General features: G+C 72.7%; 25 protein-coding genes. 12 read left to right on the top strand and 13 right to left on the bottom strand.

The annotated features are described in order from the left end of the window. Positions 1 to 5: 5 nt before the first annotated feature. A complete protein-coding gene (locus QQM72_RS10445) occupies positions 6 to 512 on the bottom strand; it encodes a MarR family winged helix-turn-helix transcriptional regulator (RefSeq protein WP_314220544.1) in 507 nt (168 codons plus the stop codon). A gap of 228 nt (positions 513 to 740) precedes the next feature. Between QQM72_RS10445 and QQM72_RS10440 the strand changes: the two genes are divergently transcribed. Together QQM72_RS10440 and QQM72_RS10435 are read left to right on the top strand one after the other, a co-directional pair. After that, positions 741 to 2,117, top strand: coding sequence for an NAD(P)/FAD-dependent oxidoreductase (locus QQM72_RS10440; protein ID WP_314220543.1), 1,377 nt, complete (start codon positions 741 to 743; stop codon positions 2,115 to 2,117). 29 nt (positions 2,118 to 2,146) lie between these two features. Further along, entirely contained in the window at positions 2,147 to 4,393 is a 2,247-nt protein-coding gene (locus QQM72_RS10435; protein ID WP_314220542.1) for an FUSC family protein, read from the top strand. Between the two features lie 18 nt (positions 4,394 to 4,411). Here QQM72_RS10435 and QQM72_RS10430 read toward each other — a convergent pair whose 3' ends face one another. The 5 genes from QQM72_RS10430 to QQM72_RS10410 form a co-directional block, all read right to left on the bottom strand. Continuing rightward, complete coding sequence (locus tag QQM72_RS10430) at positions 4,412 to 4,843, bottom strand: hypothetical protein (RefSeq protein ID WP_314220541.1); 432 nt, start codon at positions 4,841 to 4,843, stop codon at positions 4,412 to 4,414. A 28-nt stretch (positions 4,844 to 4,871) separates the two neighbouring features. After that, entirely contained in the window at positions 4,872 to 5,708 is an 837-nt protein-coding gene (locus QQM72_RS10425) for a DUF1206 domain-containing protein (protein WP_314220540.1), read from the bottom strand. Between the two features lie 144 nt (positions 5,709 to 5,852). Then, positions 5,853 to 6,113, bottom strand: coding sequence for a DUF5133 domain-containing protein (locus QQM72_RS10420; protein ID WP_314220539.1), 261 nt, complete (start codon positions 6,111 to 6,113; stop codon positions 5,853 to 5,855). Positions 6,114 to 6,156: 43 nt separating this feature from the next. After that, complete coding sequence (locus QQM72_RS10415; RefSeq protein WP_314220538.1) at positions 6,157 to 6,975, bottom strand: SigB/SigF/SigG family RNA polymerase sigma factor; 819 nt, start codon at positions 6,973 to 6,975, stop codon at positions 6,157 to 6,159. Positions 6,976 to 7,196: 221 nt separating this feature from the next. Next, positions 7,197 to 7,637, bottom strand: a complete 441-nt coding sequence (locus tag QQM72_RS10410) for an ATP-binding protein (RefSeq protein WP_314220537.1) — start codon at positions 7,635 to 7,637, stop codon at positions 7,197 to 7,199. Between the two features lie 190 nt (positions 7,638 to 7,827). Here QQM72_RS10410 and QQM72_RS10405 point away from each other — a divergent pair, with 190 nt between their 5' ends. Together QQM72_RS10405 and QQM72_RS10400 are read left to right on the top strand one after the other, a co-directional pair. Then, the gene (locus QQM72_RS10405) at positions 7,828 to 8,058 is read left to right on the top strand and encodes a hypothetical protein (protein ID WP_314220536.1); all 231 of its coding nucleotides are present in this window, start codon (positions 7,828 to 7,830) and stop codon (positions 8,056 to 8,058) included. Between the two features lie 571 nt (positions 8,059 to 8,629). Next, positions 8,630 to 9,085: a cyclic nucleotide-binding domain-containing protein gene (locus QQM72_RS10400; protein WP_314220535.1), complete on the top strand. Its 456-nt coding sequence runs from the start codon at positions 8,630 to 8,632 to the stop codon at positions 9,083 to 9,085. Positions 9,086 to 9,099: 14 nt separating this feature from the next. Here the strand turns inward: QQM72_RS10400 and QQM72_RS10395 are convergent, their stop codons facing one another. Beyond that, on the bottom strand, positions 9,100 to 10,404 hold the full coding sequence (locus QQM72_RS10395; RefSeq protein ID WP_314220534.1) for an MFS transporter: 1,305 nt from the start codon (positions 10,402 to 10,404) through the stop codon (positions 9,100 to 9,102). A 125-nt stretch (positions 10,405 to 10,529) separates the two neighbouring features. Beyond that, entirely contained in the window at positions 10,530 to 11,144 is a 615-nt protein-coding gene (locus QQM72_RS10390) for a LysE/ArgO family amino acid transporter (RefSeq protein ID WP_314220533.1), read from the bottom strand. 77 nt (positions 11,145 to 11,221) lie between these two features. On the opposite strand from QQM72_RS10390, the gene QQM72_RS10385 reads away from it, so the two are divergent. Then, entirely contained in the window at positions 11,222 to 12,124 is a 903-nt protein-coding gene (locus tag QQM72_RS10385) for a LysR family transcriptional regulator ArgP (RefSeq protein WP_314220532.1), read from the top strand. On the opposite strand, the gene QQM72_RS10380 is transcribed toward QQM72_RS10385, so the two are convergent. Next, the gene (locus tag QQM72_RS10380) at positions 12,114 to 12,821 is read right to left on the bottom strand and encodes a TetR/AcrR family transcriptional regulator (RefSeq protein ID WP_314220531.1); all 708 of its coding nucleotides are present in this window, start codon (positions 12,819 to 12,821) and stop codon (positions 12,114 to 12,116) included. The two genes, QQM72_RS10385 and QQM72_RS10380, sit on opposite strands and share 11 nt — an antisense overlap. Positions 12,822 to 13,002: 181 nt before the next feature. Between QQM72_RS10380 and QQM72_RS10375 the strand changes: the two genes are divergently transcribed. Then, complete coding sequence (locus tag QQM72_RS10375) at positions 13,003 to 14,220, top strand: saccharopine dehydrogenase family protein (RefSeq protein WP_314220530.1); 1,218 nt, start codon at positions 13,003 to 13,005, stop codon at positions 14,218 to 14,220. A gap of 102 nt (positions 14,221 to 14,322) precedes the next feature. Then, on the top strand, positions 14,323 to 14,574 hold the full coding sequence (locus tag QQM72_RS10370; protein WP_314220529.1) for a WhiB family transcriptional regulator: 252 nt from the start codon (positions 14,323 to 14,325) through the stop codon (positions 14,572 to 14,574). A 518-nt stretch (positions 14,575 to 15,092) separates the two neighbouring features. Here QQM72_RS10370 and QQM72_RS10365 read toward each other — a convergent pair. Then, positions 15,093 to 16,511, bottom strand: coding sequence for a M1 family metallopeptidase (locus QQM72_RS10365; RefSeq protein WP_314220528.1), 1,419 nt, complete (start codon positions 16,509 to 16,511; stop codon positions 15,093 to 15,095). 161 nt (positions 16,512 to 16,672) lie between these two features. On the opposite strand from QQM72_RS10365, the gene QQM72_RS10360 reads away from it, so the two are divergent. Continuing rightward, complete coding sequence (locus tag QQM72_RS10360; protein ID WP_314220527.1) at positions 16,673 to 17,032, top strand: DUF488 domain-containing protein; 360 nt, start codon at positions 16,673 to 16,675, stop codon at positions 17,030 to 17,032. A gap of 78 nt (positions 17,033 to 17,110) precedes the next feature. Here QQM72_RS10360 and QQM72_RS10355 read toward each other — a convergent pair whose 3' ends face one another. After that, positions 17,111 to 18,784, bottom strand: a complete 1,674-nt coding sequence (locus QQM72_RS10355) for an FAD-binding dehydrogenase (protein WP_314220526.1) — start codon at positions 18,782 to 18,784, stop codon at positions 17,111 to 17,113. A 28-nt stretch (positions 18,785 to 18,812) separates the two neighbouring features. Continuing rightward, positions 18,813 to 19,448, bottom strand: coding sequence for a TetR/AcrR family transcriptional regulator (locus QQM72_RS10350; RefSeq protein ID WP_314220525.1), 636 nt, complete (start codon positions 19,446 to 19,448; stop codon positions 18,813 to 18,815). A gap of 128 nt (positions 19,449 to 19,576) precedes the next feature. On the opposite strand from QQM72_RS10350, the gene QQM72_RS10345 reads away from it, so the two are divergent. The 3 genes from QQM72_RS10345 to QQM72_RS10335 all read left to right on the top strand — a co-directional run bounded on the left by QQM72_RS10345 (position 19,577) and on the right by QQM72_RS10335 (position 22,470). Then, positions 19,577 to 20,206: an alpha-ketoglutarate-dependent dioxygenase AlkB gene (locus QQM72_RS10345; RefSeq protein WP_314220524.1), complete on the top strand. Its 630-nt coding sequence runs from the start codon at positions 19,577 to 19,579 to the stop codon at positions 20,204 to 20,206. A 269-nt stretch (positions 20,207 to 20,475) separates the two neighbouring features. After that, positions 20,476 to 21,225, top strand: coding sequence for an MBL fold metallo-hydrolase (locus tag QQM72_RS10340; RefSeq protein ID WP_314220523.1), 750 nt, complete (start codon positions 20,476 to 20,478; stop codon positions 21,223 to 21,225). Positions 21,226 to 21,234: 9 nt separating this feature from the next. Beyond that, entirely contained in the window at positions 21,235 to 22,470 is a 1,236-nt protein-coding gene (locus QQM72_RS10335) for a DUF4032 domain-containing protein (protein ID WP_314220522.1), read from the top strand. A gap of 1 nt (position 22,471) precedes the next feature. Here the strand turns inward: QQM72_RS10335 and QQM72_RS10330 are convergent, their stop codons facing one another. Next, entirely contained in the window at positions 22,472 to 23,344 is an 873-nt protein-coding gene (locus QQM72_RS10330; RefSeq protein ID WP_314220521.1) for a universal stress protein, read from the bottom strand. 61 nt (positions 23,345 to 23,405) lie between these two features. On the opposite strand from QQM72_RS10330, the gene QQM72_RS10325 reads away from it, so the two are divergent. Beyond that, positions 23,406 to 23,762, top strand: coding sequence for a VOC family protein (locus QQM72_RS10325; RefSeq protein ID WP_314220520.1), 357 nt, complete (start codon positions 23,406 to 23,408; stop codon positions 23,760 to 23,762). Positions 23,763 to 23,876 lie beyond the last annotated feature (114 nt).

The following is a 23,876-nucleotide window of genomic DNA, read 5'->3' as shown; positions in this document are numbered from 1 at the left end:
AGCGGTCAGCGCGGTCGGCCGTCGGCCGGGTCCGCGGATCCCCTGCTCGACATGTGCGCCTGGTGGAAGCCGGAGAGACCGTGCTCCAGTGCGGTGCGCTGGGCCGGGGTCATCGCCTCGAACACGGAGGCGAGGCTCCGTACGCGGCGCTCGGCGACATCGGCGAGCAGGCGTTGTCCGTAGACGGTCACCACGAGCTGTACCTCGCGCCGGTCACTGGGCTGCACGGTCCGCTCCAGCAGCCCGGCGGCCTCCAGCCGGTCGCAGAGGCGGCTCGCGGTGGGCAGACCGACGCCCAGGTGCTCGGCCAGGGCGGTCATGTTGAGTTCCGGACGGCTCTTCACCGTCCGCAGCGCCAGCAACTGCCGAGCGGGCAGCCGGGGTCTGGTCTCCTCCGCGGCCATGAGCCAGCAGGCCACCAGGCCCTCCACCGCTTCGGCGAGTTGCCCGGCCTGTGTCCGACGACTGTCCCACCGGCCGTCGTCGGAGCCGTCCGCGCACCACACCGCCACTATCCTCCGGCCTCCGCGATCGTCATGTACGACGGCCTACCCGAAGGCAACGGGCGTACACAGGCCCTGAGGGGGGTACGTCGGTGACCTCAGGAGAAACGTTCGTCTGCATGCCTCGCCCGGCTGGCGGAACCAGTCCGGGCGCGGTGGGATCGATGAGGTGCGGGACGCCCGCGGGCGGGGCACGCGCATGACGTCGGGGCAGACCGCCTGGAGCCGCAGAAAGGGATGGACATCGTGACACGACCCAGGATCCTGGTGGTGGGCGCGGGCTTCGCGGGAGTGGGGTGCGTTCGGCGTCTGGAACGCGCGCTCTCCGCCGCGGAGGCCGACGTCACTCTGGTGACGCCGTTCGCCTACCAGCTCTATCTGCCGCTGCTGCCACAGGTCGCCTCAGGGGTGCTGACGCCCCAGTCGATCGCCGTTTCGCTGCGCCGCAGCAAGAAGTACCGCACCCGGATCATCCCGGGCGGCGCCATCGGCGTGGACCTCGAGTCGAAGGTCTGCGTCATCCGGACCATCACCGACGAGATCGTCAACGAGCCCTACGACTACATCGTGCTCGCTCCCGGCAGCGTGACCCGCACCTTCGACATCCCGGGGCTGACCGAGCACGCCTTCGGGATGAAGACCCTCGCCGAGGCCGCGTACATCCGCGACCACGTCATCAGCCAGCTCGACCTCGCCGACGCCAGCCAAGACCCCGCCGAGCGCACCTCGCGGCTCCAGTTCGTGGTCGTCGGCGGCGGCTATGCCGGCACCGAGACCGCCGCATGTCTGCAGCTCCTCACCCACAACGCGGTCAAGCGCTATCCGAACCTGGACCCGAGCCTGATCAAGTGGCATCTGATCGACATCGCGCCGAAGCTGATGCCGGAGCTCGGCGACAAGCTCGGCCGCAGCGCGCAGGAGGTGCTGCGCAAGCGGGGCATCGACATCTCGCTGGGCGTGTCGATCGCCAAGGCGGGCCCGGAGGAGGTCACCTTCACCGACGGGCGGGTGGTCCCGACCCGGACCCTGATCTGGACGGCGGGCGTCGTCGCGAGCCCGCTCATCGCGACCCTCGGCGCGGAGACGGTCCGCGGGCGGCTGGCCGTCACCGCGGAGATGAACCTGCCCGGGAACGACGGGGTGTTCGCCCTCGGGGACGCCGCCGCCGTACCCGACGAGGCCAAGGGCGAGGAAGGCGCGATCTGCCCGCCGACCGCGCAGCACGCGATGCGGCAGGGCAAGGTCGTCGCCGACAACGTCATCGCGACGCTGCGGGGCCGGGCGATGCGGCCGTACGTGCACAAGGACCTCGGTCTGGTCGTCGACCTCGGCGGTACCGACGCCGTCTCCAAGCCGCTCGGCATCGAGCTGCGCGGGCTGCCCGCGCAGGCGGTGGCCCGCGGCTACCACTGGGGGGCGCTGCGCACGGGGGTGGCCAAGGCGCGGGTGCTGACGAACTGGACGCTCAACGCGATCGCGGGCGACGACTTCGTGCGCACCGGCTTCCAGGCGCGCCGGGCGGCGAAGCTGAAGGACTTCGAGTACACGGACAGCTATCTGACACCCGAGCAGGTGCGGGCGCAGATCGAGGGGCCCGGGTCGGAGACCGCCTGAGGTCGCAGGGTGGAAGAGGGTACGGCGGCGTGAGGGCGGCGGCACGGTCGTCGGGTGCACGGTGGCGGGATCGGATCGCGGCATCCGACCCCGGGCTGCTGCGCCTGGCGGCCGGGTTGCGCACGGTCGGTGCGATCTCCCTCACGCTGGCCGTGCTCTCGCTGCTGGGCGCGGACGTCTCGCATCTGGTGGCGGGGGCCATCGCCGCGATGGTCGCCACGTTCGCGATCCGGGAGAAGCAGCGCGACCGGCAGGCCGTCACGCTGGCGCTGGGCCTGCCGGTGGCGTTCGCGTCGATGTCGCTGGCGGCGCTGCTCAGCTCCCGGACGGTGGCCGGTGACCTCTTCTTCGTGGCCCTGATCTTCTGCGCCGTCTACGGCCGCCGGTTCGGTGACCGGGGCACGGCGCTCGGTCTGGTCGGCTTCCAGGTCTACTTCCTGTCCCTGTTCGTCGGGGTCACCGGTTCGAGCCTGCCGGGGTTCTACGCGGTGCTGGCCGTCGCCTTCGGGTGCAGTGCGGTGGCGCGCTTCGTGCTGGTGCCGCAGACGCCGACCGGTATCCTCCAGCGGCTGCGCGGGGCCTTCCGGGCGCGGCTCGCGCAGTTGCTGGCCGCCCAGCTCGATCTGCTGGACGCCGGTCCGGACGACGTGGAGAAGGCACTGGCCCACGTGCGCGAGGGCACCGCCCGGCTGCACGAGACGGCGATGCTGATCCAGGGCCGGCTGGACGAGGGCACTCCGGACCAGGCGACGGCCCGGCTGGTGCAGCGCCGGATCGCCGACGCCGAGATCGCCGCCGAGCGGCTCGGCCTGCTGCTGCTGACCGCCCGCAGCGCCGAACGGGCCGACACCCTGACCCTGCACCTGCCGGGCGCGCCGCTGCCGGAGGGCGGCCATCTCCCCGTCCGGGACGAGTCCCTCGCCGCCCTGCGCCGGGATCTGGGTGCCCTGCGGCTACTGGTCCGGATTCCCGTCGCGCAGGGCGCGGCCACGGCGCACGTCCGCAACCGGCTGCTCGGCTACCGGGACGAGGAGAACCTGCCGAAGGCGTCGCCCGCCGTCCAGGACGTCTTCCGGGGCGTCGGCGAGTCGGCGCGCGCGGTGCTGGGCCTGCGGATCGCGCTCGACGGACCGCAGGACGAGTCCGAGGACAGTCCCGAGACGGCGCGCTCCCGTGAGGAACTGGACGCGGAGGACGCCGCGATCGGTGCGGGCGAGGAGGACGAGGAGTCCGACACGGCCGGGAAGGAGACGGGGCTGCGGCGGCCGACCACCCGGGCCGCCGTGCAGGTCGCCGTCGGGTCGTCGCTTGCCATCGTCGGCGGCGAGCTGCTCTCCTCGCACCGCTGGTACTGGGCGGTGCTGACCTGCTGGATCGTGTTCATCAACACCGCCTCCACCGGGGAGATCCTGGTCAAGGGCTACCGGCGGCTGCTGGGCACCGTGCTCGGGGTGGTCGCCGGCATCCTGCTGGCGGGGGTGGTCGGTCACCACACGTGGACCGCGTTCGCGGTGGTGCTGCTGTGCGTGTTCGCGATGTTCTACACGGCGCCGCTGTCGTACACGCTGATGTCGTTCTTCGTGACGGCCGCGCTGGGTGTGCTGTACACGCTGCTGCACACCTACAGCATGTCGGTGCTGGTGCTGCGGGTGGAGGAGACGGCGCTGGGGGCGGCCTGCGGAATCGTCGCGGCGGCGCTGGTGCTGCCGGTGCACACCGACCGGCGGACGAACGAGCTGCTGACGACCGTGCTGGACCGGCTGAACGATGTCACCGAGGCGGCCGTGGAGCAGCTGAGCGGCGGTCTCCCGGCCGAGCTGCTGGACCAGGCCCGTGAGCTGGACCAGGCGCTGGCCGATCTGCGGGCGGCCACGCAGCCCCTGACCCACCCGGTCACGCCGTTGCGGACCCGGCGGGACACGGCCCGGTACGTCGTCGCGCTGCTGGAGACCTGTGCGTACCACGCGCGGACCCTGGCGGCCATGGCCGAGCTGCTGCCGACGCAGCGATCGATCGTGGCGGACCCGGGGCTGCGGCGCGCCGGGCAGCGCATCCTGCACAACATCGGGGCGATCTCCGCGCGCGTGGCGGGCGAGCGGAGCACCGCCGAGGTGCTGACCGGGCCGAGCATCGCCTCGCTGCTGATGCCGGGCGGGCCGGGAACGCCGCGCTACGGCCGGGTGACCGACCGTGTCCTGCGGCACCTTCAGCGCCTGGACGAAGCGGTGGTCGGCCTGGCCCGGCCGCTCGGCGTGCCGGTGGCTCCGCCGAAGTGACGGCGGGACCTGCCACGGTCAGAAGTCCGTGGACATGTCGCTCGCCGCCGCGATACCGCGCAGCTCTTCGGTGTCCTGGTGGCGCTGTCGGATGCAGCCGGCGATCTCGGCGAGGCGGGTGGGGTCGGACGCGGTGCCCGCGTCGGTCACCACCCGGACCGGGCCGGTGCCGTCGACGTCTATCTCCACCAGCTGGTTGTCGAGCCGGCCGGTCACCGCGGTGGCGATGACCAGGGCGGCTTCGTCACGGATCTCCTGGGGCAGTTGCCGGGTGTCCTCGGGATCGAGGGCGAAGTCGAGACTCTCGGGTCGTTGCTCCTCGAGTGCGCGCAGCGCGGGTGCGACGACCTTCAGCAGCAGCTGATAGTCCTCGTTGTCCATGCGGACGCGCAGAAGGTCGAGGTACATGTCCACGGGCCGTCCGTCGCGCGGGAACTCTGATTCGTTCATCTGGTCCGTGTTCCCACACAGCCGGACGTCAGACCTTGCGCCAGCGGGCCATGGCGAACGAGAACAGTCCGAAGAGCACGAGTCCGGCCGCGACGCAGGCCAGGAGGCCGGGCCCCGCGGGCGTGCCGGCGAAGGAACGCAGCGTGTCGTCGATCCCCTTGGCCTCGTCCGGCTGGTACTCGACGGCGGCCCGTACGGCGAAGACTCCCGCGGCGGCGAACACCAGGCCACGGGCCGCGCCGCCGCCCACCCCGGTGATGTCCACCAGCCGCCGCATGCGCGGGGACATCTCCCCCAGCCGCAGGTGCTTGCGGTAGGACCGCATGACGGCGCGGGCGCCGATCCACAGGCCCGCGACGATGATCCCCGCGCCTGCCGCGCCGACTATCCACTGGCCCGCGGGCAGCTCGAGGGCCCGGGCGGTGACGTCCCGGGACTGCTCGTCGCCGGAACCGCCGCCGCTGCCCGATCCGGCGGCGAAGGCCAGCACGGAGTAGGCGACGAAGGAGTAGAAGCCGCACCGGACGAGGGCGAGCAGGCGCTTCTTGGCGCTGCGCCCGTCGGCGCCGGCTGCGCCGAAGACGGCCTCCGACAGCCGCCACAGCGCCATGCCGACGAGTCCGATGCCCAGGGCCCACAGCAGTACGGCGCCGAACGGCTTGTGCGAGATCTCCTCCAGAGCCCCCTGACGGTCCGCCTGCTGACTGCCGTCGCCGAAGGCGATCTGCAGGGCCAGCAGTCCGACCAGCAGATAGATGACGCCTCTCGCGGCGAGCCCCGCCTTGGCGGCGCCCTTCGTCACCGAGCCCCGTGCGGCTCGTTCCGCCCCGACCCTGCCGTTGCGCGCCAGCGCACTCGCGTTCATGTCGCCCTCCCCGATGTCTCCCCGATTTCCTGCGGGATCCGCATGCCCCGGCTCTCGCGGTACACACGTCCGGCGCTCCTGGACCGTGTCCCGGCCGAAAGAGCGGCGGGGTGGACGCGGGATCCGGCGCGTCCACCCCGCCCGTCAGGCGTACACGTGGGGATCTCTGTCGGTCGGCGGGCGTATCGCGGCGTCGGCGGCCGACGCCGCCTCGAGCCACTGACGTGCCGTCTCCAGGGCGTGCCTCACGTCGCGCGTGCCGGTGGACACGCACAGCGTGTAGGCGAGGTCACGCGCCCGCGCCTGCGCCTGTGCCTGTGGCTGTTCCTCGGTGGATCCGGATCGTGTCAGCGCCTCGTACTCGTCGACGAGTCTGCGCAGGACAGCGGGATGCGGCATGAGCATCGGTCTGCTTCTCCTCCGTTCGGAATGGGTGAATGTCGTGCCGTCAGCGCAGGGATTCCTGGCGCACCCGCTCGCAACTGCGGCTGATGAGCCGGGACACGTGCATCTGGGAGATGCCCAGCTGGTCGGCGATCCTGCTCTGCGTCATGTCCTCGAAGAACCGCATGTAGAGAATGGCGCGCTCGCGTTCCGGCAGCCGGCGCAGGCCTTCCTTGGCGGACTCGCGGTCGACCACGACGTCGAAGGAGGCGTCGGAGTCGCCCAGGGTGTCGGCGAGGCTGTAGCCGTCGTCACCGGTCGAGGTCTCGGCGTCCAGCGAGAGGGTGCTGAAGCTCTCCAGGGCCTCCAGACCGGCGCTCACCTCGTCCTCGGTGAGCCCGGTGTGGGTGGCGATGTCGGCCACCGAGGGCTCGGCCGCCCCGGGGTTCTGGGTGAGTTCCCGGCGGGCGACGCGCACCTTGTTGCGCAGTTCCTGTACCCGACGGGGCACGCGCAGCGCCCACATCCGGTCCCGGAAGTGCCGCTTGATCTCCCCGGTGATGGTGGGCACGGCGTAGCTCTCGAAGGCTCCGCGCTCGGGGTCGAAACGGTCGACGGCCTTGACCAGTCCCAGCGCCGCGACCTGCCGCAGGTCCTCGATCGCCTCGCCGCGGTCGCGGAAGCGGCCGGCGATGCGGTGGGCCATGGGCAGCCAGGCGGTGACGAGCTCGTCGCGTACGGCGTCCCGCTCGGGGCCCTCCTCCAGGGTGACCAGCCGGGCGAACCGGCTCATGGTGTCGGGCGCGTCGGCATGGGTGCGCCGCAGCTGCGCGGTGGTGGGGGCGGAAGCGGAAGGACGGCTTGTCGACATGTCGATGGGCATGCGGTATCGCTCTCCTGAACGGTGGTTTCAGGGACTGGCGACGAGAACTCCTGCCGTCCGGAGCGCGTGCGGCGCCCCGGAGCGACGACTCGCTCCCGTCGGCGCGCCTCCGGTCCGAAGCACGAACCTCCGTCTGCCCCGACCCTGGAGGAACAAACTCCGCCTGCGCGAAAGGCGTTCACGGGTTCGCGGGCCGTGGCCCGGACCGGTCGGCGCCGGGGTCAGAACACGGGGACGACGGCGGTGATGCGCTTACCGCCGGAGGGCAGACAGGCCACCCTGACGTTGCCGGCCAGCCGGCAGACGATCGGCCAGCCGCGACCGCCGGTGCGCTGCCGGCCCTGTTCGTCGAGCGGGTCGGTGGTGACCGGCAGCAGGTCGCTGCGGTCGCTGACGGAGACGCGCACGGCCGGCCCGTCCATGTCGACGTCGAATCCGGTGATGCCGCCGCCGTGCAGGATGGCGTTGCTCGTCAGTTCCGAGGCCACGAGCAGGGCGTCCGAGAGCCCGTCCTCGTCGTACGGACAGCCGAGGGTCCCGCAGCGCCCGGTCACCGCCTGTCGTACGGCGCTGCGGACGTCGGCCGGCCTGCACTCGTGCCCTCCGCGACCGAAGGCGCCGTCCTGGGCGTCCTCACGGTCGGTCGAGTCGTTCGTACGCATCCTTTCGCTCCCCTGGCTGGTCCCGGCTGGTCGGACGGCCGCACCTCCGCGGCGGGTTCGGCTTCTCCTGCGCACCCGGCGCCCTGTTCCACCGGACGGTGCGGTCTCCTTATGCGGCTGGCCGCCCCCGCGGCGCCCAAACCTCCCGGACGGGGAGCATTCGTCCCGACGATCCGGGTAGGCGGAACAGATGACCGATGTGGTGGACTCGGACGAACTGCTGCGGCGCATCCAGCGGGCGAGGGCCTGCGCCCACGAGGAACTGCTGGCCTGGCGGGCCCGGAGCGCGGACCTCGCCCGGACCGACACGGAACGCGCGGACGACGCGCGGGACGCGCGGACCCGCGGTCTCGCCTACGAAGCCGTGCTCAAGGTGCTGGACGAGATCGTGACGCCCGGCCGGAGCACCGAGCCGCGCTGACCGGGGCGGTCGGCGACGATCCTCCCCGCCCGTCGCGGGCGCGGGGGACGCTGCCCCGGGACGTCTTCGCCGGCGCCGCCGAGAGCGTGGCACGGAGCGAGACCGCCGGGTGGACCGCCGCCGGGATGATCACGCCGTATCCGCCGGGATCCCGGCCGCCCCGCCCGGTGAGCGACTCACCGAGCCCGCGGTGCGCGCCGTCCGGGCACCGGCCCGACGGCGGGCATGAACCTCCCCGACCCCGGCCGTGCCGGGACCGCGGGCGATCAGGGTCGTCGCCCACAACACCGCACGCGGAGTGAAACCGGTCACGGGACCGGGTTTCGAGTGCACAAAATCTCCGCGAATGGTTTACGGTTCATTCATACCTGGTGAGCGGGGTCGTAGCCACTCCTCCTCCGTCCACCACCTTTGCTGCCCTGGCTGGCCTCCCCCGTCCAGCCAGGGCTTTTTCCTGTCCTCGTGGCCCGCACGTCGAAAGTGCGGCCCGCCGAGGTGCCCGGCGCGTCGGCAGCGGCTGAAATGGGAAGGGGAAGCACCCCTACCGATCGTCGGCGAGGAGCTCCGGGCCATGACCAAAGCGACGAAACTGCTGACCGCGCTTCCCCCGCCCCAGCGTCAGCATCTGATGACACTGGCCCGTGAGGTGTCCTTCCCGGAGGACGCCCGGATCTTCGACGCGGGCGGCACCGCCGACCGCTTCTGGGTCATCCGCTCAGGCGCGGTCTCGCTCGTCCAGCAGGTGACCTCCCTGCGGCGGGTCACCGTCGCGAGCCTCGGCGCCGGCGACCTGCTGGGCTGGTCCTGGCTGTTCCCGCCGTACCGGTGGGACTTCGGCGCGGAGGCCTTCAGCCCGGTACGCGCCTACGAGTTCGAGGCGCCACCGGTGCTCGCCCTGTGCGACGAGGATCCGGCGCTCGGGATGTCGCTGATACGGATCGTGGCGGAGATCCTCGCGCACCGGCTGGAGACGACCCGGGGCAAGCTGATGGAGCAGTACGGGTCGTACCGGCGCGGGGACCTGTAGACCCCACGCCCGGCTCAGACGCGGTACCGGCGCAGCGCGGGCACGGCGACCGCCAGGCCCAGCATCGAGGCGACGACCAGCAGACCGCCCCCCGCGACGGCGACACGGGGCCCGAAGGCGGCGCCGGCCGTGCCGTGCAGGGCGTCGGCCAGCCGGGGGCCGCCCGCGACGACGACGGTGAAGACGCCCTGCATGCGGCCGCGCATCTCGTCGGTGGCGGCGGACAACAGGATCGCCCCGCGGAAGACCATGGAGACCATGTCGGCGACCCCGGCACAGACCAGGAACACCACGGCGAGCCACAGACTGCCGCTCAGTCCGAACCCGGCGATCGCCGCACCCCAGGCGACGACGGCGCCGATGACCATCCAGCCGTGCCGCCGGGCCCGGGAGAACGTGCCGGAGAACAGTCCGCCCAGCACCGCGCCGATGGGGATCGCCGCGAACAGCAGGCCGAGTGCGAGCCCTTCGCCCAAGGAGGCGTACGTCTCGGCGGCGAGCTGCGGGAACAGGGCCCGGGGCATGCCGAAGACCATGGCGATGACGTCGGCGAGGAAGGACAGCAGCAGGACCTTGTGCCGGGAGATGTAGCGGAAGCCCTCCGCGATCTCCCGCACCCCGGCGCGCCGGGCGGTGGCGCTCGCCAGGGGCGGCAGCGCGGGCAGACGGGCCACCGCCCACAGCGTCACGCACAGCGCGACGGCGTCGAGGAGGTACAGCTCGGGCAGGCCGATGACGGGGATCAGGGAGCCCGCGAGCAGCGGCCCGGCGACCAGACCGGTCTGCATGACGGTCGAGCCGAGGGCGTTGGCGGCGGCGAGTTCGCCCGCCGGCACCAGCCGGGCGATGGAGGCGTTGCGAGCGGGCGCGTTGAGGCCGAAGAAGGCCTGCTGGGTGGCGAGCAGCACCATCAGCACGGCCACCGAGTCGAGTCCCGAGACCGCCTGGAGCCAGAACAGCACCGAGGTGACGGCGATACCGCTGTTGGTGACCAGCAGCAGCTTGCGCCGGTCGACGGTGTCGGCGACCGCGCCGCCCCACAGCGCGAACAGCACCATCGGCACCAGCCCGGCGAGGCTCGCATAGCCGACCCAGGCGGAGGAGCCGGTGATGTCGTAGATCTGCTTGGGTACCGCGACGGCGGTGAGCTGGCTGCCCACGGCCGTGACGATGGTCGAGGACCACAGTCGCCGGTAGGCCGGCCGACGCAGCGGGCGGGTGTCCATCGCCCAGCGGCGCCAGCCGCTCCGGGGCCGGTCCTGCGGACTCGGGCCGGCCTCCCCGGCCTCGGGTGCGGTGCTGCTCTCACTCGTGTCCACGCGATTCCTGGTTGCTCGTTACATCTTTCGGATCGCAGGTCACTATCCCAGCACCTGCTGTGCTTTCACCGCCCTGTGGATACGGGATCTCAGATTCCGGACGGCGCATGACGAGCCCTCACCGGTCAGGCCCCGGCGACGAGCGTCACGCCGAGGACGATCATCGTGGCGGCGACCAGAGCGTCCAGGACACGCCAGGCGGCCGGCCGGGTCAGGAACCGGCCGAGCAGGCGGGCGCCGAAGCCCAGCGCGGCGAACCAGCACAGGCTGGCGAAGGCGGCGCCGAGACCGAAGGTCCAGCGCATCGGGCCGCGGTCTGCGGCGACGGAACCGAGCAGGAAGACCGTGTCGAGGTAGACGTGCGGGTTGAGCCAGGTCAGCGCCAGACAGGTCAGCACGGCGCGGCGCAGGGAACCCGCGCTCTCCCCCTCGACCGCCAGGCCACCCGCGGGCCGGAACGCCCGCCGGGCCGCCAGCGCCCCGTAGCAGAGCAGGAACAGACCGCCGATCCAGCCGACCGCGGTCAGCACCCCGGGCCAGGCCACCACCAGCGCGCCCACTCCGCCCACCCCCAGGGCGATGAGCAGTGCGTCGGACAGGGCGCAGATCCCGACGACGGCGAGGACGGCGTCACGGCGGACGCCCTGGCGCAGGACGAAGGCGTTCTGGGCGCCGATGGCGACGATGAGCGACAGACCGGTGCCGAATCCGGCGGCCGCGGCGGTGAGGGTGTGGGACATGACGTCCACGCTAGGGACGCGATCACTGTACGTACAGCTAAAGATTCTTACGTATCATTAGCTCTCGTGATGATCGGATGATGACGGACCTCCCGCTCGACCAGGTGCGCACCCTGCTCGCGGTGGTGGACGAGGGCACCTTCGACGCGGCCGCCGCCGCCCTGCACGTGACGCCTTCGGCGGTCAGCCAGCGCGTCAAGGCACTGGAGCAGCGCACGGGCCGGGTACTGCTGCTGCGCACCAAGCCGGTACGGCCCACGGAGTCCGGCGAGATCGTGGTCCGGTTCGCCCGCCAGCTCGCCCGGCTCGAGCGCGACACGCGGTCCGAGCTCGGCATGAGCGGCGAGGGCGAGCCGGCCAGGGTGACGGTCGCGGTGAACGCGGACTCGCTCGCCACCTGGTTCCTGCCGGCCCTGACCCGGATGCCGCGGGAGCCGCAGCTCTGCTTCGAACTGCACCGCGAGGACGAGACCCGCACGGCGGAACTCCTGCGGGAGGGGCTGGTGATGGCCGCGGTGACCTCGTCGCCCGAGGCCGTGACCGGCTGCACCGTGCGGACCCTCGGCACGATGCGCTACCTGGCCGCCGCGACCCCGGACTTCGTCTCCCGCCACCTGGGCGGCGGCCCGCTGCACGAAACCCTCGGCAGGGCACCCGTGATGACCTTCGACCGGAGCGACGACCTCCAGGACGCGTTCGTGCGCGGACTGCGCCGGGGCACCGGCGGCGCGGGTCCGGTACGACAGGCGGTGCCGACCTCGGAGGGATTCGTGACCGCCGTGGTCGCCGGCCTGGGCTGGGGCATGGTGCCCGAGGTGCAGGCCGGCCCGCTGCTGCGCTCCGGCCGCCTGGTCTGTCTCGCCCCCGAGCGCCCGCTGGACGTCCCGCTTTACTGGCAGCAGTGGAAGCTCGACTCCCCGGCGCTGGCGGCCGTGGCGGACGCGGTGGCGGCGACGGCGGCCGAGGCCCTCAGGAGCTGAGCCCGGCCAGCGTCGCCTGCGCGCTGTCCAGCAGCATCTCCAGCGCCGTCGGATAGGCGCTGGTCACCATGCGGGTCGACAGCAGCGGGGCCGCCTCGGCGATCCGCGGGTGGGTCTCGGCGGGCAGCCGGGCGTACGTCGAACGCCAGACCGCGTCGTCCGCGCGCCGCGTGGCCCGGGGCAGGGCCAGGGACGCGGCGTCCAGGGCGGCGAAGGCCAGCGTCTGGTCGATGAAGGCGTGGTAGATCCGCACGGTGTCCGGCAGCGGGAACCCCGCGGTGCGCAGCACGTCCAGGACGGCCTCGTCGGCGGCGAGTTCGTTGGCCCGGCCGGTCACCCGGCTCGCGGTGAGCTGGGCCGCCTGCGGGTGGGCCACGTAGGCGGCGTGGATGCGCAGCCCGACGGTGTGCAGATCCGTGCGCCACTCCCCCGTCGGCCGCCAGCCGCGCAGCGCCTCGCCGACGAGCGCGTCGCCGATGGCCAGGGTCAGCTCGTCCATGCCCCGGAAGTACCGGTAGAGGGTGCTGGGGTCGCAGTCGAGGGCGATGCCGAGACGGCGGGCGGACAGGCCGGCGCTGCCGTGCTCGCGCAGCAGGCGCAGCGCCGCCTCGACGATCAGCCGCTCGGACAGCACGGTGCCGCTCCGGGTGGGCCGGCGCCGACGCCGCTTCTCCTCGGATACGACCTGCTTGGCCACGGTCCCTCGCCCCCTCGCCCCTTCTGCGGGCCTGCGCTCTTATGCCAACACCATTGACCTTACGTGGACGCACGGAGTTGTATCTGCCTCAGGGCCCCTTAGCGCGCTTTCGCCCAACTTCGTTCAGCTTGTTCACCTTCGTTAGCATCCATTCGCATTCTCAGCCGAGGGAGTTCCGTTCATGCGTGTCCTTCTCGTGGGCGCCGGCGGTGTGGGCACCGCCATCACCCGGATCGCGGCCCGCCGTCCGTTCTTCGAGGCGCTGGTGGTCGCCGACTACGACCCCGATCGCGCCGCTGCCGCCGTCGCCGCGCTCGACGGCGACGACCGCTTCCACGCCGAGCGCGTCGACGCCGGCGACGAGGCGGCCGTGGCCGACCTGCTCGCCCGCCACCGCTGCGACGTCCTGCTCAACGCCACCGACCCGCGGTTCGTGATGCCGCTGTTCCACGCGGCGCGCACCGCCGGGGCCACCTACGTCGACATGGCGATGTCACTGTCGCGGCCACACCCGGACCGGCCGTACGAGGAGTGCGGCGTCCGGCTCGGCGACGCGCAGTTCGCCGAGGCCGACGAGTGGGCCGAGGCGGGCGCCCTGGCCCTGGTCGGCATGGGGGTCGAGCCGGGTCTTTCGGACGTCTTCGCCCGGTACGCCGCCGACGAACTCTTCGACGAGATCGAGGAGATCGGCATCCGCGACGGCGCGAACCTCACCGTCGAGGGCCACGACTTCGCGCCCTCCTTCAACATCTGGACCACCATCGAGGAGTGCCTCAACCCCCCGGTGGTCTACGAGGCCGACCGGGGGTGGTTCACCACCGCGCCGTTCAGCGAGCCCGAGGTGTTCGACTTCCCCGAGGGCATCGGGCCGGTGGAGTGCGTGAACGTCGAGCACGAGGAGGTGCTGCTCGTGCCGCGCTGGGTGAAGGCGCGCCGGGTCACCTTCAAGTACGGCCTGGGCAACGAGTTCATCGAGACCCTGAAGACGCTGCACCTGCTGGGGCTGGACCGCACCGCGCCGGTGACCGTGCCGAGCGCGTCGGGACCGGTGTCCGTCTCGCCCCGGGACGTGGTGGCAGCCTGTCTGCCCGACCCGGCGACCCTGGGCGAGCTGATGCACGGCAAGACCTGCGCGGGCACCTGGGTGCGGGGCGTGAAGGACGGCGCGCCGCGCGAGGTGTACCTGTACCACGTGGTCGACAACCAGTGGTCCATGGCCGAGTACGGCAGCCAGGCCGTGGTGTGGCAGACCGCCGTCAACCCGGTGGTCGCCCTCGAACTGCTCGCCACGGGCGCGTGGTCCGGCGCGGGCGTCCTGGGCCCCGAGGCGTTCGCGCCCCGGCCGTTCCTCGACCTGCTCACGGCGTACGGCTCCCCGTGGGGGCTGCGGGACCGGTGAACGCTTTTCCGGGCCATCCTGTTTCACCGCCGCCCCTCCGGTGACCCGACCGGGAGCAACTCATCCGGAAAAGCGCATACGACGAGATCGCAGGTGACTTCGATGGACAACTGGCGAGAGCATGCCGAGTGCCGCAACGAGGACCCCGACCTCTTCTTCCCGATCGGTACGTCCGGTCCGGCACTGCTCCAGACGGAGCAGGCGAAGACGGTCTGCCGACGCTGCCCCGTGCGGGAGCAGTGCCTGGAGTGGGCCATGGAGACCGAGCAGACCCTCGGGGTCTGGGGCGGCACCAGTGAGGACGAACGACGCGCCCTCAAGCGGCGGATACGGGCCGCCCGACGCAGTTCGTGAGCCGTGCCGGGGCCTTGTGGGCCCCTGGGCACGAGCCGAGAGAGCCGGGGCCGGGGGCAGGGCTGCCCAGGTCTTCGTCCCCAGGCCGGGTATCCGCTGCGGTGCCGCCTCGACGGAGATCGCGGGGGCGGGTGTGCCGGACGTCGCCGGTGGGCCGGTGGCGGTGGCGGCGGGCCGGTGCTCCGGTGTGGCCGCGGCGCCGCCGCCGCATCCGGTGAGCAGGAGGGATGCGGCGAGCAGCGCGGCCCGGCGGCGAAGGGTGATCATCGTTCGACCTTCTCCGACGGGTGTTTGGAACTCGTCAGGTTCCGGGGCCCGTTCGGGCGCCGCGTCGGGTCCGCGAAGCAGCGCCGTCCGCCCGCAGGGCAGGGCAGGTCTCGCGGTGTCCGGTGCGTGCGATCGCGAGGCGGAGGGTCACCCTCGTACCGGGTGTACGCGGGCGACCCCGACGACGCGGCTGGGGGTCGCCCTGCGAGGGAGCGGGCGCCGCGAGCCAGGCGGGACTTCGCGGACCCGGCCTACGGCCTCGCGGGCTTGCCCCGGCCGTACAGCCAGCTCCTGAACAGCGCGCCGAGGTCCTGCCCGGACTCCCGTTCCGCGAGCCGTTCGAACTGGGCGGTGGTGCCGTGGCCGTAGCGGTGTGCGGCGGCCCATGCCCGCAGGACGCGGAAGAAGGCCCGGTCTCCGACGGTCGTGCGCAGGGCGTGCAGGGTCATGGCGCCGCGGGCGTAGACGGGGGTGTCGAAGATGTTCGCGCCGCTGCCGGGGTCGCCGGGCGGGAACGCCCACAGGCCGTCGGTGGCGGGGCGGGCGTACAGGGCGTCGAAGGTCTTCTGGGCGGTGCTGCCGCCGTGCTGCTCGGCGTAGAGCCACTCGGCGTAGGTGGCGAAGCCCTCGTTGAGCCAGATGTCCTTCCAGGAGGTGAGCGAGACGGAGTCGCCGAACCACTGGTGGGCGCTCTCGTGGACGAGGGTGCTCAGGTCGGGGGCCCGGTCGTACACGGGCCGCGACTGGGTCTCCAGGGCGTAGCCGACGTCCGGGGCGTGGTCGACGACGGAGCCGGCGGCGCGGAACGGGTAGGGCCCGAACAGTGCGCTCTCCCACTCCAGCACGGAGGGCAGTTGCTTGACCACGGGCGCGGCGGCCGCGGCCTCGCGCGGGTCGACGGCGTCGTAGACCTTGAGGCCGTCGCGGGTCGTGTACTGCTTGACCTGGAACTTTCCCACGGTGGCGGTGGCGAGGTAGGCGGCCATGGGTTCGCTCTGGCGCCAGCGGAAGGTGGTCCTGCCGTGGGTGGTGCGCCGGCCGAGGAGGACGCCGTTGGCGACGGCGGCGCGGTCCTCGGGGACGGTGATCGTGAAGTCGTAGGAGGACTTGTCGAGGGGATGGTTGTTGGCCGGGAACCAGGTCATGGCGCCCTGCGGTTCGCCGGCGACGAAGGCCCCGTCGTCGGTGGGGATCCAGCCGTCGAGGGAGCCGTCGGGGTCGGTGACCGGGCCCGGGGTGCCGTTGTAGGCGACGGTGACCTGGAACCGCTCGCCCTTGCGCAGGGCGCGCCGCGGGGTGACGACCAGTTCCTGGCCGTCGCGCCGGTGGGCGGCCTTGACGTGGTCGACGGTGAGGCCGGTGACCTTCAGCCCCTGGAAGTCGAGGTCGAAGCGGGTCAGCCGCCGGGTGGCGCGGGCGGTGAGAACCGCCGTGCCGTCGAGGTGCCGGCTGTCCGGGTCGTAGCGGAGGGTCAGGTCGTAGTGGGTCACGTGGTAGCCGCCGTTGCCGGCGAGCGGGAAGTAGGGGTCGCCGACGCCTGCGGTGCCCGCCGGTCCGGCCGCGGTGGCGGGTCCGGCCGCCGCGAGCAGCGCCGCCAGGGCGACGGGGACGGTGACGGCGACGGTTTCGCGGCGCAGGAGGGTGGTGGCGCGTCTGCGAGGGTGGGTCACGTGCGCTCCTGGGGGGGTGGCGTGTGATCAAACGTCCTCAGACTAGGGTCGGGCGCCTCCGGCTTCCCCCTCATTCAGGTCAAGCCGAGCGGTGTCGGCGGGCGTCCGGGGCCTACGCTCGGCAGGACCTGCCCACCCGATGACGGACGGACGGCCCGCCCATGAGTGTCCGCGTGCGTCGTGTCTACGACCCGCCCGAGCCCGACGACGGGGTGCGGGTCCTGGTCGACCGGCTGTGGCCGCGCGGGGTGTCCAAGGACGCGGCCCGCGTGGACGAGTGGCCCAAGGGCCTCACCCCGTCCACCGAGCTGCGCCGCTGGTACCACGCGGGCGAGGGGTCGTACGAGGAGTTCGCGCGCCGGTACGAGGCGGAGCTGACCGACCCCGAGGCGGCCGGACTCCTCGACCGGTTGCGCAGGTCGGTCCGGGAGGGTCCGGTGACGCTGCTGACATCCGCGAAGTCCCCGGCGCAGAGCCATACGGCGGTGCTGGTCCGCCTGCTGGAGGCGGACCGGCGCTGACGGTCCGGGACGGTCGGCCCGCCGCCGGCCCGTCCGTCCGCGCGCCCGTCTTCCTGGTCGTCCCCGGCAGGCCCTCCCTCAGCCCGTCTGCCGGGCCGCGGCCCGGCCCGCGGCCCGTCCGGAGAAGAGGCAGCCGCCGAGGAAGGTCCCTTCGAGGGCGTTGTAGCCGTGCACGCCACCGCCGCCGAAGCCGGCCACCTCGCCCGCCGCGTACAGTCCCTCGACCGGCTGCCCGTCGGCGCCCAGGGCGCGCGAGTCGAGGTCGGTCTGGATGCCGCCGAGGGTCTTGCGGGTGAGGACGTGCAGCTTGACCGCGATGAGCGGGCCGGCCTCCGGGTCCAGGACGCGGTGCGGGGTGGCGACCCGGCCGAGCCGGTCGCCGATGTAGCGGCGCGCGTTGCGGATCCCCTGGACCTGGGAGTCCTTGGCGTACGGGTTGGCCATCTGGAGGTCGCGGGCCTGGATCTGGCGGCGCAGGGTGTCCACGTCGAGCAGCGCCTTCTCCGTCAGGCCGTTCATCTTCTCGACGAGCCCCTCGAGGGTGTCGGCGATGACGAAGTCCGCGCCGTGGTCGAGGAACGCCTGCACCGGCGCCGGGGCGCCCTTGCCGAGCAGCCGGTCGCGCAGGACGGCCTTGCGGTCCTTGGCGGTGATGTCGGGGTTCTGCTCGGAGCCCGAGAGCGCGAACTCCTTCTCGACGATCTTGCGGGTGAGGATGAACCAGGAGTGGTCGTGCCCGGCGATGTCCTCGGTCGTCCGCAGGTGCCTGACCGTGTTGAGGGTGTCGTAGCCCGGCAGGCACGGGTCGGGCAGGCGGCGGCCGAGGGCGTCGAACCACAGGGAGGACGGGCCGGGCAGGATGCGGATGCCGTGGCCGGGCCAGATCGGGTCCCAGTTCTGGATGCCCTCGGTGTAGTGCCACATGCGGTCGCGGTTGACCAGCCGGACGCCGGCCTCGGCGCTGATGTCGAGCATCCGGCCGTCGACGTAGGCGGGGACCCCGGTGACCATCTCGGCGGGCGGCGTGCCCAGCCGCTCCGGCCAGTAGCGCCGCACGATCTCGTGGTTGGCGCCGATGCCGCCGCTGGTGACGACCACGGCCTGGGCGGTCAGCTCGAACTCGCCGATGGGGTCGCGGTTGGAGGCCACGCCTCGCGCGCTGTCGTCGGGGGCGAGGACCGTGCCGCGCACCCCGCGGGCGGCGCCGTCGGCCAGGACCAGCTCGTCCACCTGGTGCCGGTGGTAGAAGGTCAGCAGCCCGTCCTTCGCCGCCTGCTTGGCATACCGCGCGAACGGCTCGACGACGCCCGTGCCGGTGCCCCAGGCGACGTGGAAGCGGGGCACGGAGTTGCCGTGTCCGTCGGCGCGCAGATCGCCGCGCTCCGCCCAGCCGACGGTCGGCACGAAGGAGATTCCGTGCCCGGCGAGCCAGGATCGCTTCTCCCCCGCCGCGAACTCGACGTAGGCGCGCGCCCAGCGCACCGCCCAGGAGTCCTCGTCGTCGGCGCGGTCGAACTGCGCGCTGCCCTGCCAGTCGTTCCAGGCGAGGTCGAAGGAGTCCTTGATGCCGAGGCGGCGCTGCTCGGGGGAGTCGACGAGGAAGAGCCCGCCGAAGGACCAGAACGCCTGGCCGCCGAGGTTGGCGGCGTTCTCCTGGTCGACCAGGGCGACCCGCCGCCCCCTGCTGGTGAGTTCGTGCGCCGCGACCAGGCCCGCGAGGCCCGCTCCGACGACGATGACGTCCGCGTCCATGGCGTCCGCTGCCTTTCTCCTGAGGATGTCATTCCGGGGTGCCGCTGCCGTCGGTCAGCAGCGCGGTGAGCAGTTGCTTCAGCCAGACGCGGGCACCCTCGACGTCCTTGTCCAGCAGCAGTTGGGCGGTGACTCCGTCGTAGGCGGCGACCACGGCGTGCGCCGCGCTGTCGACGTCCCCGAGCACGGCCGGCGGTTCGGCGAGGCCGCGGGCCCGGGCGAGCCGGTCGGCGATCGCCCGCCGCAGCCGCGCCCGGTGTTGCAGCAGGGTCTGCGCGACGTCCGGGGCGCGCGCGGCGTGCACCAGGAAGTCCGTCTTCACCAGGAGCCAGTCCAGGTCGAGCAGGAGCACCTCGGTGACCCGGTCGACGGCGGCGGGCACGTCGAGGTCGGGTCCGTCGAGGGCGAGGGCCCCGGACACCTGCTCGGCGATCAGGTCGGCCCGTTGCCGGTAGAGGGCGAAGAACAGCTCGTCCAGGCTGTCGAAGTTGGAGTAGAAGGCGCCCCTGCTGTAGCCGGCGGCCTCGCAGACCTCCTCGATGGAGACCCGCCCGAAGCCCTTGGCCGCGAACACCTCGAAGGCGGCGTCGAGCAGCCTGGCTTGGGTGCGGACCCGGCGCCTGGTGACGCGCCCGGTCGATCGCCCGGTCTGCTCCGCCGCCATCTCGGACCTCCGTTCGATACGGGAATGTATCCGATACACCGATGTATCGAAAGCCCTCCCGAAGCCGGCCGCACCACCCCCACGGAACCGAAGGGAACACACTTTCGATTAAGGCGTACGCTGGGACCATGACCGCGCACCACCTCCAGGGCTCCCTCTTCGACCAGACCGACGAACTGCGTCTCGGCCCCCTCGACGGGATCCGCCGGACCACGCTCGGCGCGGGCGCCTGGATCGACGTGCTGCCGGGCTGGCTCACCGGATCGGACACCCTGTTCGAGGAGCTGGCGACCGGGGTTCCGTGGCGTGCCGAGCGCCGGAAGATGTACGACAACGTCATCGACGTCCCGCGCCTGCTGGCGTTCTACGGGGCCGGCGAGGAGCTGCCCCACCCGGTGCTGGCCCAGGCGCGCCGGGCGCTGTCCGCGCACTACGCCGAGGAGCTGGGCGAGCCCTTCGTCACCGCGGGCCTGTGCCACTACCGCGACGGCCGGGACAGCGTCGCCTGGCACGGCGACCGGATCGGCCGCGGCGCCCGGGAGGACACCATGGTCGCGATCCTCTCCGTCGGCTCCCCGCGCGACCTGCTGCTGCGCCCGGCGCGCGGGGGCGAGACGGTACGGCGTCCGCTGGGACACGGCGACCTGATCGTGATGGGCGGCTCCTGCCAGCGGACCTGGGAGCACTGCGTGCCCAAGTCCACCCGCGCCGCCGGGCCCCGCATCAGCGTCCAGTTCCGCCCGAGCGGGGTGCGCTGAAACGGAGCCGACGTCACCTGTGCCCCGCCCCCTCGGGGGTACGTGGTTCGACCGTGTGACCGACCACCGCAGCCCGCCACCACCGCCGGGGCCCTGGCCCTCTCCCCGGACGACGACTTCCAGGTCGAGAACCGCGACACGACCGATGTCGTCACCCGCGGACGACCGGATCCCTGTTCGGCATGCGCGGAACCCCACCATCCGCATCCGTTGCGGTGATCTGCTTTGCTGTCCCCGTCGACGACGGATCTCCAGGACACGGGACGGCCATGCGGGCAGACGTACGGCAAGTGGCGGACGGCACCTACCTGGTGCACGGCAGCAACACCAACTGGGTGATCCTCGCCGAAGGGGACGCCGTCACCCTCATCGACACCGGCTACCCGGGAGACCGGCAGCTGGTCCTGGACTCCCTCGCCTGCGTGGGCAGTTCACCGGAGGCGGTCGCGGCCGTGCTGATCACCCACGCCCACAACGACCACCTGGGCTCCGCCGAGCACCTGCGCTCGGTGTACGGCACCCCGGTGTATCTGCACGAGGCCGAAGTGCCGCACGCCCGACGGGAGTTCCTCCAGCAGGTGAGCGTCGGCGAGGTGCTGGGGAACGCCTGGCGGCCCGGCGTCCTGCCGTGGATGGTGCACGCGCTGCGCTCCGGCGGCACCGAGCAGCACCCGGTCACCGCGCCCGAGGCGTTCCCCGGCGCCGGCGGCCCGCTCGACCTGCCCGGCCGGCCGGTACCGGTGCACACCCCCGGCCACACCAGCGGCCACGCCGTCTTCCATCTCCCGCAAGCGGGTGTGGTCGTCTCCGGCGACGCCCTGGTCAGCGGCCATCCGACCTCCCGGCTGGTGGGGCCGCAACTGCTGCCGGACATGTTCCACCACGAGCGCGCCCGCGCGGTGGAGTCCCTGAGCCTGATCGAAGGGCTCCCGGCCGACCTGCTGCTGCCCGGGCACGGCCCACTGCACCAGGGCTCCGTGAGGGCGGCGGCCCAGCAGGCCCGCGAACGCGCCGTCTAAGGTCAGGCCATGGCTTTGCAGATCAGCGCCACCAACCCGGAGCACCCGGCACTCCTGCTGGAGCTGCCCTGGCACCTGCCCCTGGAGGAGTGGCCCGAGGAGGTCCTCGTCCCGCTGCCGCGCGGCATCTCCCGCCACGTGGTGCGCTACGCCCAGGCCGGCGACGAGGTGATCGCCGTCAAGGAGCTCGCCGAGCGCCCCGCGCTGCGCGAGTACGAGCTGCTGCGCGACCTCGACCGGCTCGGCATCCCCGCCGTCGACCCGCTGGCCGTGGTCACCGGCCGCGCCGACGAGGGCGGCGTCCCGCTGGAGTCGGTGCTGGTCACCCGGCATCTGGGCGGCTCGATGCCGTACCGCTCGATGTTCGAGACGACCATGCGCCCGGCGACCATGCACCGGCTCATGGACGCCCTCGCCGTGCTGCTGGTCCGGCTGCATCTGGCCGGGTTCGCGTGGGGCGACTGCTCGCTGTCCAACACGCTGTTCCGACGGGACGCGGGCGCCTACGCCGCCTACCTCGTCGACGCCGAGACCGGCGACCTGCACCCCCAGCTGAGCCCCGGCCAGCGCGACTACGACCTCGACCTCGCCCGCGTCAACATCAGCGGCGAGCTGCTCGACCTGGAGGCGTCCGGGGCGCTGCACCCCTCGGTGGACCCGATCGAGTTCGGCACCGAGATCTGCGCCCGCTACGGGGCGCTGTGGGAGGAACTGACCCGCACCTCGGTCTACCCGGCGGGCAAGTACCACTACATCGAGCGCCGGATCCGCCGGCTCAACGAGCTCGGTTTCGACGTCGCCGAGATGCAGATCGAGCACTCCTCCAACGGCGACACGGTCACCTTCGTGCCGAAGGTCGTCGACGCGGGCCACCACCAGCGCCAACTGCTGCGCCTCACCGGTCTGGACACCGAGGAGAACCAGGCCCGGCGGCTGCTGAACGACCTCGAGAGCTGGATGGCCACCCAGGACGACTACGCCCCGGGCGACCCCCTCGCCGCCCGCCCGGAGGTGCTGGCGCACCGCTGGGTACGGGACGTCTTCCGGCCCACCGTGCGCGCGGTCCCCCTCGAGCTGCGCGGCTCCATGGACGCGGCGGAGATCTACCACGAGCTCCTCGAACACCGCTGGTACCTCTCGGAGCACGCGCAGCACGACATCGGGCTCGACACGGCGGTCGAGGACTACATCAGGAAGATCCTGCCCAGGGCACGGGAGACCCTGGAGCCGACGATCCCCGAGTGAGTCAGTCGTGGGGCACGACGGCGACCGGGCAGTCCGCGTGGTGCAGGACGCCGTGCGCCACCGAGCCGATCCGGGCGCCCACGGCCGTGCGGTGGGCGCGGCGGCCGACCACCATCAGCTGTGCCCGCCCGGACACCGACAGCAGCACCTGTCCGGCGCTGCCCATCTCCACGTGCTCCACCACCGGCACGTCGGGGAACCGCTCCCGCCACGGTTCCAGGGCCGCGGCCAGCGCCTTCTTCTCGTACGGCTCCAGACCGCCGGCGTCGTCGGCGAGCTTGAGCGAGCCGGGACTGTAGGCGAACACCGGCGGGAGCGTCCAGGCCCGCACCGCACGGACGCCCGCGCCCCGGGCGGCCGCCGTCTCGAACGCGAAGCGCAGCGCGGGGGCGCTGTCCTCGGGCTCACCGTGCTGGCCGACGACGATCTCGTGGCCGGCCACCTCGCAGGACGGCTTGTCACCGGCGCGGACCAGCACGACGGGGCGCGCGGCCCCGGCGATCACCTGCCGGCCGACCGAACCCAGCAGGAATCCGACCACGGCCCCGTGTCCGCGTGAGCCGAGCACCAGCAGTTCCGCGTCCGCCGCGGCCGCGACGAGCGTCTCGACCGGGCTGCCCTCCTGGACGTCGGTGGTGACGGCGAGCGCCGGGTGCCGCTCGGCGACCGTCGCGACGGCCTCCCGCACCGAGTCCCGCACCCACCGCTCCTGGGCGTCCCGGTCCGCCACGTCGGCCGCCGCGTTCGGCTGGAACCGCCAGGCGTGCACCACCCGCAGTTCCAGATCGCGCCGGACGGCCTCGCGGGCCGCCCAGGCGAGCGCCGCGAGGCTCTCGTCCGTCCCGTCGACCCCTGCCGTGATCGGGACCGTCATCCCGCCGCCTCCTTGTGTCGTGATCACATCCGTCGGGCCCAGTCTTCACTACGCTTCGGCCATGGCACTCGAGTGGGAGCAAGTGGTCGTCGACTCGGCCGACCCGGTGGCGCTGGGCCGCTGGTGGGCCGCGGCCCTCGGCTGGGTCGTGATCGACGACGCGTCCGACGAGTACGAGATCCGACCGGAGCGGGACCGGCTGCCCGGCCTGATCTTCGTGCCCGTGCCGGAGGGGAAGACGGTCAAGAACCGGCTCCACCTGGACTTGCGCCCCGACGACCAGCACGCCGAGGTGACCCGCCTGCTGTCCCTGGGCGCCCGCCGCACGGACATCGGGCAGGGCGAGCAGCCCTGGGTGACGCTGGTCGACCCCGAGGGCAACGAGTTCTGCGTGCTCGGGGCGCGGCGGCCGTCTTGACCGCGGGCGCCCGGCCCTGTCCTCAGAGCGCACGGTCCGCCGGTATCCCGGAGCGGAGCGGGGCGATCGAACATACGATGGGCGGAGCCGGCGCGCGGGCTTCGCCGCGCCGCC

Origin of the sequence: Streptomyces zaehneri, assembly GCF_032248645.1 — a bacterium.
GTDB classification, from domain to species: domain Bacteria; phylum Actinomycetota; class Actinomycetes; order Streptomycetales; family Streptomycetaceae; genus Streptomyces; species Streptomyces coriariae.
This window is presented reverse-complemented; position numbering and strand designations above follow the sequence as displayed.